Source organism: Paenibacillus zanthoxyli JH29 (genome assembly GCF_000520715.1).
GTDB lineage: Bacteria > Bacillota > Bacilli > Paenibacillales > Paenibacillaceae > Paenibacillus_AQ > Paenibacillus_AQ zanthoxyli.
In genome coordinates, this window is record NZ_ASSD01000596.1 from 1 (window position 1) to 9,790 (window position 9,790).

Genomic DNA, 9,790 nt, shown 5'->3' on the forward strand with positions numbered 1-9,790 from the left:
GGCCGCGTATGAACACCATACGCGGCCTGCCGTTTGTTTTATACGATTTCCACTGTAAGCTCGCCCGTCTCCGGGCTTCTGAGCACCAGCTTGCCTTCCACTGCCGAACCGTCCGGCAGCGTAAGCTTCAGCTTGGCGGTGCGCCCTTTTTCGATCAGCGCCTTGATCTGGGTATCGGTAAGCTGTCTGCCGTAGCTTTCCTTCCAGATGACAAATCCGCAGCCTTCCTTGTAATGAGAGCAGCCGTAACCTTTGCGGCCCATGAAGATTTGGCCGCCGCAGCCGGGACGCGGACAGGCCCCGATGAACTTGGGCCCGGCAGGCTTGGAAGCTGCCGCTTCCTTGGCATCGGAACCGGACTTCCCACCGATTGAACGCCTGGTGCCGGCATCGGAACCGTCCTTCCCACCGCTTGAAAGCCGGGTGCCGCCTCTTCCTTTCCCTCTTGTGCCTGATGCGGGCTCTGAGCTTTCGAAAGAGGTTTTGTCCGCCCGGGACTGCGCCCGCACCTTGTCCACGATCATCGCCGCAAATTTCTTTACATTCTCCATAAATTGCAGATCTGACGCCGTTCCGCGCGAGATTTCATTCAGACGGCGCTCCCAGTGGCCCGTCATTTCCGGAGAAGTCAGCAGCTCGACGCCTGCCCCGCGGATCAGTTCGATCGCCGTCCGTCCCTTTTGCGTAATCCCAATCTTTTTTCCCTGCATCTCAATATAGCCGACCTTTTTCAGCCGCTCGATCGTCGCCGCCCTTGTCGCCGGAGTTCCCAGCCCCGAATCCTTCATGGCGTCCCGCAGCTCCTCGTCCTCGATCTGCTTGCCCGCGCTTTCCATGGCTTTTAACAAAGTGCCTTCCGTAAAAGCCTTCGGCGGCTGCGTCTCCTTCTCCTTCACAATGGCGTCGCCGCAATACACGCCTTCGCTGGGAACAACGGAGAACGGCTCGCTGACCTCCGTCTCTTCGTCCTCTTCTTCTTCCTTGCCCTTTGCTTTGCTTCCCTTCGGCTTGTCCTTCTTCTGATCGCTGTAAATGATCTTCCAGCCGAGGCTCAGCAGCTCTTTAACCGTCGTCTTGAATTTTTCCTCTTCCACTTCGGTGATGACAATGTGCATCTTGTATTCGGCAGCCGGATAGAACTGCGACAGAAAACGCCGGACAATGAGATCGTACAGCTTCTGCTCGTCGGGACCGAGCCCCGCCGCTTTGCGCCCCGTCGGCAGAATGGCATGGTGATCCTCAACCTTCGCGGGATTGCAGACAAATTTATTGCCTTTGTGCACGAGGCTCCGGTTCGCGCCTTGGACCCATTCATCGTATGCCGTTCCCGTAAGCGAGGACAGCGTCTTATGCATCTCCGGAATATTCTGCTCGGTGACGTAGTTGGAATTCGTCCGTGGATACGAAATCACTTTATGCTTCTCGTACAGCGCTTGGGCGGTGTCGAGCGTTTTTTTGGCCGAAAAACCGAATTTGCCGTTCGCTTCACGCTGTAAGAGCGTCAGATCGTACAGCCGATACGGATATTCCTTCGTATCCTTGACCTCGTATGAAGCGATGCGCCCCGGCTTTCCTTTGACCTTTGCCGCCAGCGCCTCCGCTTTGTCCTTCTCGGTCAGACGGTCGCCCTGCCACAAGCCCTTGTAAGACGTATCTCCCTGAGAAAAATGGCCCTCCACTTGATAAAATTTCAGCGACGAAAAAGCTTCAATCGTCTTCTGCCGCTCATAAATCAGGGCAAGGACCGGCGTCTGCACCCGGCCGACCGACAGAAGCACATTATGCCTTGTGGTGAAGGCCCGCGAGCCGTTCATTCCGATCAGCCAGTCGGCTTCGCTGCGGGCTTTGGCTGCTTTCGTCAAATTCTCGTACTCCGACCCGTCCTTCAGCTCCCGGAAGCCTTTGCGGATCGTTTCGGGCGTAAGGTCGGAAATCCACAGCCGCTTAACCGGCTGCTTCAGCTTCAGATGCCGCTGGATCAGTGAAAAAATATGCTGCCCCTCCCGCCCGGCGTCGCAGGAATTAATCAGCATGTTGCTGCGCTTTGCCAGCTCCCCGATCACCTTAAGCTGATCAATGGTCTTCCGGTTCGGCACGAGCTTGAACTGCTCGGGAATGATCGGCAGGTCGCCGATATTCCACCGCTTATATTTCGGATCGTAAGCATCGGGCTCCGCGAGTTCGATCAGATGCCCGATGGCCCAGGTAATAATATACTGCTCCCCTTCAAGGTAGGAACGGTGATTTTTGGCTTTCGGCTCAATTGCGGCGGCGATGTTCCGTCCCATATCCGGTTTTTCCGCAATGATCAGTGTTTTCAAAAACAATCGCTCCCTGTCTATCAATCTCTGCTAGTAAAAAGGTCCAGTAGTCTATTATACATCAGATCCGGATATTTTTAACTCAACTTTCGCAGGTTGAAATCGGTAGATAAGTTAATTTAAGTCCGTATTTTTGTTAAAGAAATTTCTGCGGCTGCCCTTGCAACGCCGGATACATAAACATATACATGAAAAAACAGAAGAAAGCGTGATGCAATTGTCCCTGTATAAAGTAAAAGGAAAGATGATTAAGCACCAGATCCTGCTAAACCAACCCGAAATTAGCCCCTATTTGCCCGAAACCCATTGGTTCTCGGCAGACAGAGCCGTGCAAATGTTGAAGAAGTACCCGTCCATCTTTATCAAACCCAACGGCGGCAGCGGAGGGGCCGGCATTATCCGTGTCCGGAAAACCGTTAACGGGTATGAAACGGCTCACGACCGAAGCCGGCACAGTCTCGGCTCTCCTTCATTGCACAGGACTCTCCGCTCTTACGAGCGGTCGCCAAAACAATACATTGTGCAGAGGGGCCTTGACCTCGCCTCCTATAAGGGCAAGTTGTTCGATCTCCGCATCTATCTGCAGAAGCCGGCAGGCCAGTGGATGGTTTCCGGCACGGTGGCTAGGGTTGCTGCTCCGCACCGCTTTGTGACAAATCACACAAGAGGGGGTCATGCCGCATCGCTTCCCAGGGTTCTTTTGCCCGTCTACGGAAACAATCGAAGTAAAACGCGCCATAGCATAAATACGATCCGGAAGCTTTCTCTTATCATAGCCAAGACGCTGAATAAGTCGTTCTCGGACATTCACGAATTGGGGATTGATTTCGGAATCGACAAAAAAGGCCGAATCTGGTTTATCGAAGCCAACTCCCGGCCTGCCCACCATTTGTTTACCCAGCTCCCCGACAAGACCATGCTGCGACGGATTCACAGAAACAAACGTTTGATCTTTTCGAATAAGAAGAACGTTTCTCAAGCAAGTCTTCTTATATCGTCTTCATCAGCTCTAAAGAAAGGAAGCGTGCAATGAACAAATCCACCCGATTGAAGCAGTTGATTGATTCAGCAAAAACGGAGTACTTAATGGAAGCCCATAACGGTTTGTCGGCAAAGATTGTGGAAGAAGCCGGCTTTCAAGGAATCTGGGCGAGCGGCCTTACCATCTCAGCTGCCATGGGTGTTCGTGACAACAACGAAGCTTCCTGGACGCAGGTGCTGAGTGTACTGGAATTTATGAGCGACGCGACGTCCATTCCTATCCTGCTCGATGGAGACACGGGCTACGGAAATTTCAATAATGCCCGGCGTCTTGTTAAAAAATTGGAGCAGCGCCAGATCGCAGGCGTATGCATTGAAGATAAACTGTTTCCGAAGACGAACTCTTTTATCAACGGCGTGGCCCAGCCGCTTGCGGACATCGACGAGTTTTGCGGCAAGATCAAAGCCATGAAGGATACGCAGCAGGATGAGGACTTTACGGTGGTCGCGAGAGTGGAAGCCTTGATCGCCGGATGGGGTCAGGAGGAAGCTCTGAAACGGGCCGAAGCATACCGGCAAGCGGGCGCCGACGCCATCCTAATGCACAGCAAAAAGGCGGAAATCTCGGAGATCGAGGCTTTCATGAAAGCCTGGAACGGCAGACATCCGGTGGTCGTGGTACCCACCAAGTATTATGCCACGCCAACGGAACGCTTTCAGGAGCTTGGGATCAGCGCCGTCATCTGGGCCAACCACAACTTGCGCGCCTCGGTTGAGGCCATGCAGGGAATCACGCATAAGATCTTCCGCGAAGAAAGCATCATGGACGTGGAAGGCCGCGTAGCAGGCGTTGACGAGATTTTCCGGCTGCAGCGGGCCGATGAGCTTCAGGCGGCCGAAGGCAAATACCTTCCTTCTCCTGGCAAGCCGGCGGGTGATCGGCCATGATCCCTACCGGACAATTCGGAGCGGAATTGCACCGGCTGGGATTTCACTTTTATACCGGGGTTCCGTGTTCCTACTTGAAGAATTTGATCAACTACGCCATCAACGACTGCGAATATATCGGGGCGGCCAATGAGGGAGATGCGGTGGCCATTGCGGCCGGCGCTTATCTGGGCGGGAAAAAGCCCGTTGTCCTCATGCAAAACTCGGGGCTCGGCAACGCCGTTTCGCCTTTGACATCCCTCCTGTACCCGTTTCGTATCCCCCTCCTCGGTTTTGTCAGCCTGCGGGGAGAACCCGGCGTTCCCGATGAACCCCAGCATGAGCTGATGGGACAGATTACGCCGCAGATGCTGGAGCTGATGCAGATGGAATGGCAATACCTGTCCTCGGACATGGCTGAAGCCAAGCAACAACTGCTGCAAGCTGTTCAGGTCACGGAACAGAACCGGCCTTTTTTCTTTGTCGTCCGAAAGGGAACATTTGAACCGGAAGAGCTGCGCAGCCAGACTCCGCTCGTGGCGGTGAATCAAACCGCTCGGGTCAAGCACAAAAGAGACCAGCTTCCCACCCGGTACGAAGCGCTGTCTCTTCTCCATGCCCAAAGAGACAGCCATACCGTCTATCTTGCCACAACCGGCAAAACGGGCAGAGAGCTGTACGATATCGCGGACCATGCCGGCAATTTTTACATGGTAGGCTCCATGGGATGCATTAGTTCATTCGGGCTCGGATTGGCCTTGACTCAAACCAATAAAGACATTGTCGCCATCGACGGAGACGGCTCCTTGCTCATGCGCATGGGCGCTCTGACAACTATCGGCTGCTACGGTCCTTCGGGCCTGCTGCACATTCTGCTGGATAACAACGCTCATGATTCAACCGGAGGTCAGAAAACCGTTTCGCACAATCTTGATTTCGTGAAAATCGCAGCCGCCAGCGGCTATGCCCGCTCCGTTTATGTCCACCAGTTGAGCGAGCTGGAGGCCGCTTTGAGAGAATGGAAGGAAGCGAAAAAGCTAACCTTCCTCCATATGAGAATCGCCGCCGGCTCCAAGGAGCCGCTCGGCCGGCCCCACATCCGGCCCTTTGAAGTGAAAGAGCGGTTAGTGGAATTTCTAAGAAAATAGCGGAAAGAAGGAGGGTCCTGTTATGGGGACCGTAAAACGAACGATTTTGCTCAACCCCGGTCCTGCAACAACGACAGACACCGTGAAATATGCCCAGATCGTACCGGATATTTGTCCCCGCGAGCAGGAGTTTGGAAGATTGATGGAAGACATTTCTGTGGAGCTGACCCGCCTCGTTGCCGATGACTCCCGTTACGCCACCGTTCTGTTTGGCGGTTCGGGAACTGCCGCGGTGGAATCGATCCTGTCTTCCGTCCCCTCGGACGATGCGGTGCTCATCATCAATAACGGCGCTTACGGCAGGCGGATGTGCGAGATCTCGGCTGCTTACGGATTGAATTACCTGGAATTCAAAAGCTCTCCCGAGGAAGCGATTGATTTGCCTGCGCTTGAAGCTGCGATCCGCAATTCCCGGCAACCCGTATCTCACGTCGCCGTCGTTCACAATGAAACGACAACCGGCCTGTTAACCGACATCGAGGCGATAGGAAAGCTGTGCGCGAAATACCGGCTGGACCTGATCGTGGACGCGATGAGTTCCTTCGGAGCCATCCCCATCCAAATGGAATCGATGAATATCCGTTATTTGGCGGCCAGCTCCAACAAAAATCTCCAGGGTATGCCGGGAATCTCTTTTGTCGTGGCGGATAAAAGCAAGCTGGAGTCCCTGAAATCCGCAAAGCCTCGGAACTATTACCTGAATTTGCCAGCGCAATACGAGCATTTTGTGAAAACCCGGCAAATGCGGTTTACCCCGCCGGTGCAGACTCTGTACGCCCTCAAACAGGCCATCGAAGAATTGAAGGAAGAAGGATTGGCCGAAAGGTACGCAAGGTACGCAAAATCCTGGGAAACGCTGATTCATGGCATGTCCCTGCGGGGACTGAAACATCTGGTTGCGGAAAAGGACCATTCCCGAACCGTGACTTCCTTCCTCGAGCCAGACTGCGAAGGCTTTGATTTTCAAGCGATGCATGATTTTTTTTACGCCCAGGGCTTTACCATTTATCCCGGCAAAATCGAGAATTTCCGCACTTTTCGCATCGCAAATATCGGAGACATCAGCTTCAAGGATGTCGAAGCCTTCTTGTCGCTGCTGGATGAATACCTGTTAGGCACCGGCTATTCTATGCGAAAGGTAGTTGACTGATCATGCCATTACCGAGCAGCAAGAACAAGTTTCTGAAATACCGGTTTATGAATAGCTCCCCGTATTTGAAGACTTATATGCCGGAGACAAGATGGATGACGACTTTAACGTTTCAGCAGATGTTAGCCAAATACAAGAAGGTGATTGTGAAACCCGTAGGCGGCAGCCGGGGACAGGGGGTCTTCCAGGTTTCGGCGCTTGGAAACCATCTTTACGAAGTGCACATCGAGAACAGAAAATACAAAGTGCGAGGAAAGCGGCAAGCATTTGCATTAATAAAAAGTCAGGTCGGAGCCCGCGACTATATGGTTCAACGCTGCATCTCCCGAGCGGACATCAACGGGCGTCCATTTGATATGCGGGTTATCGTTCAGCGCAAAACAAACTCCACCCATTGGGTCGTTACCGCAAAAGTGGCAAAAGTGGCAGGCAACGGTTATATCGTCTCCAATATCGAGCGAAGCAAGGGGACGATTCTGCCGGTCGGAACCGCCCTCCGGTATTCTTCCTTGAAAGGGCACTCTCCACACCTCCTGCAAAAGAATCTGGACCGGGTCGCCCTGCAGTCTGTCTTCAGGTTAAGGGAGTTATTCCCGGGACATCGGATTTACGGCTTTGATCTGGCGCTGGATCGCCATGGCCGCGTCTGGATCATTGAAGGGAACCTCTTCCCGTCAAGATCCCATTTCCGCAAGCTGGCGGATAAAACGATGCTTCGCCGGATCAATGCGTATAAAATTGGATAGAGAGATTGAAAAAGCCGCCGTTTGGATCGCGAATCGTGACCAAAGGCGGCTTGAATTTTGAGCAGTTAGGATCATTTTTAGTCTGCGAAAGTTGAGCTTGTAGCATGCTCAGTGATCCGTAAGATGGATTCCTCCAGCCCGAGTGTTTCTTTAACGCCGCTTACACGGTTCTCATACTCCACTCTCTCAAGCGCCGCCTCCCTGCCGATAACCACAACCTGCGGTGTGCCGATCAGGCCGGAATCCTTAAATTTAACGCCAGGGCGCTCGTCCCGGTCATCCAGCAGCACCTCAAGACCAAGCTTTTTCAGCGTGCCATACAGCTTCTCAGCCAGCGCGGCCTGAGCTTCGTCCTTGATCGAGACGATAATGATCTGCACCTCAAAAGGCGCCAGCGCATCAGGCCAGGCAATTCCCCCTTCTCCGGCGTTCTGCTCGGCAACCGCCGCCAGCAGCCGGGATATGCCTATACCGTAGCAGCCCATAATCATGCTCTGCTCCCTGCCGGAAGCATCCAGAAACGCTGCCGAGAGCTTATCGCTGTACCGGGTTCCCAGCTTGAACACATGACCGATTTCGATTCCCCGGTGCAGCGTCAAATGCCCTTCGCGGCAGCGCGGACACGGGTCCCCCTCTGCGGCATTGCGGAAATCACCGACATGAGCAAGCGGAAAATCGCGTCCGGGCCGGACTCCCCGGAGATGATAGTCCCGTTCCCCGGCGCCAGTGGTGCCCTCCGTCATTGCCGCGACGGCATAATCGACAAGCACCGGCAGCTTAAGTCCGGCCGGGCCGACATAGCCGCAGATCACGCCCGCCGCCGCAGCTACCGTACTGTCATCCGCAAGCGTGGTGTCCTCCGCTCCCAGATATTTGCCCAGCTTGATTTCATTGACCTCATGATCGCCCCGCACAAGCACCGCAACGATGTCGCCGCCCGCCTTGTAAATCAGCGTCTTGATGATTTGCTCCGGCTTCAGGCCGTATGCGGCTGTAAGCTGGTCAATGGTGCGGATGTCCGGCGTATGAAATTTTTCCGGCAATGGCGCGTCTTCAGCAGCAGCCCCGCCTCGATCCGCCTGCGGCGTATCCAAACCGATCTCCTTAGCGCCGGAACCGATACTTTCCCCGTCCCAGGAAGCCGTCTCGGCCTGTTCCAAATTTGCCGCGTAATCGCAATGCCCGCAGACGGCGACCGTATCCTCGCCAATTGAAGAAAGGGCAATAAACTCGTGACTGCCACCGTCTCCGCCGATCGTGCCCGCATCCGCCTCAACCGCCCGAAAGCGAAGCCCGCAGCGGGCGAAGATCCGGTTGTACGCCCCGAACATGGTCCGGTAGGACAAGTCCAGCCCCTCCTCGGAGATGTCGAAGGAGTAGGCGTCCTTCATGATGAATTCGCGCCCCCGAAGAAGCCCGAAGCGCGGCCGCTTCTCATCGCGGAATTTGGTTCCGATCTGGTAGACCTTCACCGGCAGCTTCCGGTAGGAGCTCACTTCGTTCTTCATCAGGGAAGTGACGGCCTCTTCATGCGTCGGGCCAAGAATAAATTCCCGTCCGTGACGGTCGTTTACCGTCATCAGATTGTTGCCGTACGTTCCGTAGCGCCCCGATTCCATCCACAGCTCCGCCGGCTGCATCGAGGGCAGCATTACCTCCTGGACGCCGGCGCGTTCCATCTCCTCCCGGACAATCCCCTCAATTTTGCGCAGAACGCGGCGACCCAGGGGAAGATAACTGTAAATGCCGGCGGCAAGCTGCCGGATGTAGCCGCCGCGCAGCAGCAGCCCATGCCCTTCCGTGTCCGCCTCCGAAGGCCGCTCCCGTAAAGTATTAAGCAATATCTGGCTTTGTCGCATCCTTATTCCCCCTTGAAAAAAAATAAAGACACATCCGTCAGGGACGAATGTGTCGTGATACCACCCTATTTCAATCGCTGCGCCGGTATAGGCGAACGATCCTCAAAGCGGATAACGGCCGCAGACCGGCAGCGTTTCACGCCTAAAGCGCTCAATATGGATTCGGCAGGCACTGCCGTCTATCCGCATGAGAACTTTTTGACCTATGCTCCATACCCCGCAGGGATGAGTTCATATGGGCTCAAGGCGCTTCATCGCTGCAGCTACCGGGGCGGGGGGGCAGGCTGACGTTTCGGGGAACCTCTCAGCCGGTGAGTTCCCTTTCTGTACCAACGGGGGTAGTGCAACTGCCTTCCTCGGTCATCGCTGCTGAATAATTAATGGTAATTTCAATTAACTTACATAATTTCGGCAGCTTAGTCAAGAGGCAGGCTTACGGCAGAATGGTCGAGCCCATCAAATATTTATCCACCTCGCGGGCGGCGGCGCGCCCTTCGTTGATCGCCCAGACAACCAAGCTTTGTCCTCGGCGCATATCTCCGGCGGCAAATACTTTTTCAACATTGGTGTTAAATTTACCATAGGCCGCCTTTACGTTCGTGCGGCGGTCGGTCTCCAGCTGCAGCTCCTGAACCAATCCCTGCTCCGGTCCGTCGAA

The 9,790-nt window shown here is 54.6% G+C and carries 8 protein-coding genes and 1 pseudogene; 6 read left to right on the forward strand and 3 right to left on the reverse strand.

The window, feature by feature from the left end:
- Nucleotides 1-38 precede the first annotated feature (38 nt).
- Nucleotides 39-2,321, reverse strand: a complete 2,283-nt coding sequence (locus L691_RS0123155) for a type IA DNA topoisomerase (RefSeq protein WP_025692666.1) — start codon at nt 2,319-2,321, stop codon at nt 39-41.
- Between the two features lie 211 nt (nt 2,322-2,532).
- Between L691_RS0123155 and L691_RS0123160 the strand changes: the two genes are divergently transcribed.
- From L691_RS0123160 to L691_RS0123180, 5 genes are read left to right on the forward strand one after another with little or no spacing between them, the layout of a single operon-like run.
- The gene (locus L691_RS0123160; protein ID WP_084654415.1) at nt 2,533-3,354 is read left to right on the forward strand and encodes a YheC/YheD family protein; all 822 of its coding nucleotides are present in this window, start codon (nt 2,533-2,535) and stop codon (nt 3,352-3,354) included.
- Entirely contained in the window at nt 3,351-4,250 is a 900-nt protein-coding gene (aepX, locus tag L691_RS0123165) for a phosphoenolpyruvate mutase (RefSeq protein ID WP_025692668.1), read from the forward strand. Before L691_RS0123160 ends, aepX begins: the two co-directional genes overlap by 4 nt.
- Nucleotides 4,247-5,377, forward strand: coding sequence for a phosphonopyruvate decarboxylase (gene aepY / locus L691_RS0123170; protein WP_025692669.1), 1,131 nt, complete (start codon nt 4,247-4,249; stop codon nt 5,375-5,377). Before aepX ends, aepY begins: the two co-directional genes overlap by 4 nt.
- Nucleotides 5,378-5,399: 22 nt before the next feature.
- The gene (locus L691_RS0123175; RefSeq protein WP_025692670.1) at nt 5,400-6,527 is read left to right on the forward strand and encodes a 2-aminoethylphosphonate aminotransferase; all 1,128 of its coding nucleotides are present in this window, start codon (nt 5,400-5,402) and stop codon (nt 6,525-6,527) included.
- Nucleotides 6,528-6,529: 2 nt separating this feature from the next.
- Nucleotides 6,530-7,273: a YheC/YheD family protein gene (locus L691_RS0123180; RefSeq protein ID WP_025692671.1), complete on the forward strand. Its 744-nt coding sequence runs from the start codon at nt 6,530-6,532 to the stop codon at nt 7,271-7,273.
- A gap of 77 nt (nt 7,274-7,350) precedes the next feature.
- Here the strand turns inward: L691_RS0123180 and L691_RS0123185 are convergent, their stop codons facing one another.
- Nucleotides 7,351-9,132, reverse strand: a complete 1,782-nt coding sequence (locus L691_RS0123185; RefSeq protein WP_025692672.1) for a proline--tRNA ligase — start codon at nt 9,130-9,132, stop codon at nt 7,351-7,353.
- A 54-nt stretch (nt 9,133-9,186) separates the two neighbouring features.
- On the opposite strand from L691_RS0123185, the gene L691_RS32260 reads away from it, so the two are divergent.
- Nucleotides 9,187-9,420 carry a hypothetical protein gene (locus L691_RS32260; RefSeq protein WP_156934325.1) on the forward strand — a complete coding sequence of 78 codons (234 nt, stop codon included), beginning with the start codon at nt 9,187-9,189 and terminating at the stop codon, nt 9,418-9,420.
- A gap of 145 nt (nt 9,421-9,565) precedes the next feature.
- Here L691_RS32260 and L691_RS29910 read toward each other — a convergent pair.
- Nucleotides 9,566-9,790 (reverse strand): annotated as a pseudogene (locus tag L691_RS29910) (glutamate synthase); the annotation flags it as partial.